The sequence below is a fragment of the Streptomyces sp. bgisy159 genome, assembly GCF_057707805.1.
This window is the reverse complement of the sequence record NZ_JBYIQX010000117.1, coordinates 1-1,421: the sequence shown is the minus strand read 5'-3', so window position 1 is coordinate 1,421 and position 1,421 is coordinate 1. Positions and strand designations below refer to the sequence as shown.

Here is a 1,421-nt window from a genome sequence, read left to right as displayed (position 1 = left end):
AGTGGGCGGTTCGTAAGGTGATGTCCGTTTCTGGCTGAGGTTGGGGCAAGGTCGCTGGTGGAGGGTCGGTCGGCTATTGCTTCCTGGCGAAGTTGCCGGTGTCGGCCTCGGTGAGGATGCCGAGTTTGACCAGGCGCTTCAGCTTGGCACGGGTGCCTTCCACGTTCTTCGGCAGCAGTTCGTGGCCGAGGGCTTCGCAGACGTCCTTGGCTCGTAGCGGTCCGGTCGCGTGGTTGAAGGCGGCGAGGATGCGGGGGTAGTCCGGGTGCTCGGGCAGGTCCGGCGCGACGGCAGGGAGCCGGTCAGCGAGGCCGGTGACGGTCTTGCGGGTGATCGCGAGGTGCTCCAGGTGCGTCTCGGCCTCCCGTAACCGGGTCTGCAGGTCGTCGATCTGTGCGCGGAGGTCGTCGGCCAGGGCCCGGGCGGCGTCTTCCTGGAGGTCCAGGGCGTCGAGCAGGGGCTGGATATTCACGCTGCCGCCGCCTGCGGCTCGCGCCAGGTGAGGGCGTTCGTGCCGGTGAGGCGCCGGGTCATGACGTGGGTCATCGCCCAGTAGACGCGGGAAGCCGAGGAGGAGGGGCGGTACTCGTAGTCGCGGACCAGGCGCCGGTGCAGTATCAGGATCCCGTAGGTCTGCTCGACCCTCCACCGCTTCGGCTGCGGAACGAACCCCTTGACCTGCGGGTTTCGTTCGACGATCTCGACGTCGATGCCCAGGCCGGCGCCGTGCGCGACGACCTGGTTCTTGAAGCCCTGGTCGACGAGGGCTTTGCGGACGGTGCCGCCGGCGTGCTCGGCGACCTGGTCCAGCAGGACGATGCCCGCGGCGTTGTCGTGGGTGTTCGCGGCGAGGACGGTGACCGCGATGACCAGGCCGAGGACGTCCACGGCCAGTCCGCGCTTGCGGCCGGGCACCCGCTTGGCCGGATCGTGGCCGCTCGTGGAGGCGGGGACCCCGGCGGCCACGTGGACACTCTGGGTGTCCAGGACCACCAGGGTCGGGTCCTCTAATCGGCGGGCCCGCTCACGGACCTGGCAGCGCAGGAGTTCATGGATGACCTGGTCGGTCCCGTCGTCCCGCCAGGCGGCGAAATAGTAGTAGGTCGCGCTCTTCTGCGGCAGGTCGTGCGGGAGATAGGCCCACTGACAGCCGGTCCGCCCCTGGTAGAGGATCGAGTTGACGATCTCCCGCATGTCGTAGGCGCCCTGGTGGCCGCTGACCGAGCGATGTCGGTTCTTCCACGCGGTGATCACCGGCTCGATCAACGACCACTGCTCGTCCGATAAGTCACTCGGGTACGGCTTACGTTCACTCACCCGGTCACATCACCAGATCACCAACCGCGGACCGGCAGATTCCGCCCCGCCGCCACACCATCAGGCGACAGCAGACCCACTCAAAGACTCACGAACCGCCCACT

General features: G+C 67.9%; 2 protein-coding genes. Both read right to left on the bottom strand.

Features of this window, described 5'->3' with window-relative positions; genetic code table 11:
- Nucleotides 1–73 precede the first annotated feature (73 nt).
- A complete protein-coding gene (locus tag AC3ET3_RS36060; RefSeq protein WP_402503355.1) occupies nucleotides 74–472 on the bottom strand; it encodes a hypothetical protein in 399 nt (132 codons plus the stop codon).
- Nucleotides 469–1,317, bottom strand: a complete 849-nt coding sequence (locus AC3ET3_RS36055; protein ID WP_028808936.1) for an IS5 family transposase — start codon at nucleotides 1,315–1,317, stop codon at nucleotides 469–471. The genes AC3ET3_RS36060 and AC3ET3_RS36055 overlap by 4 nt, the downstream gene beginning before the upstream one ends.
- Nucleotides 1,318–1,421 lie beyond the last annotated feature (104 nt).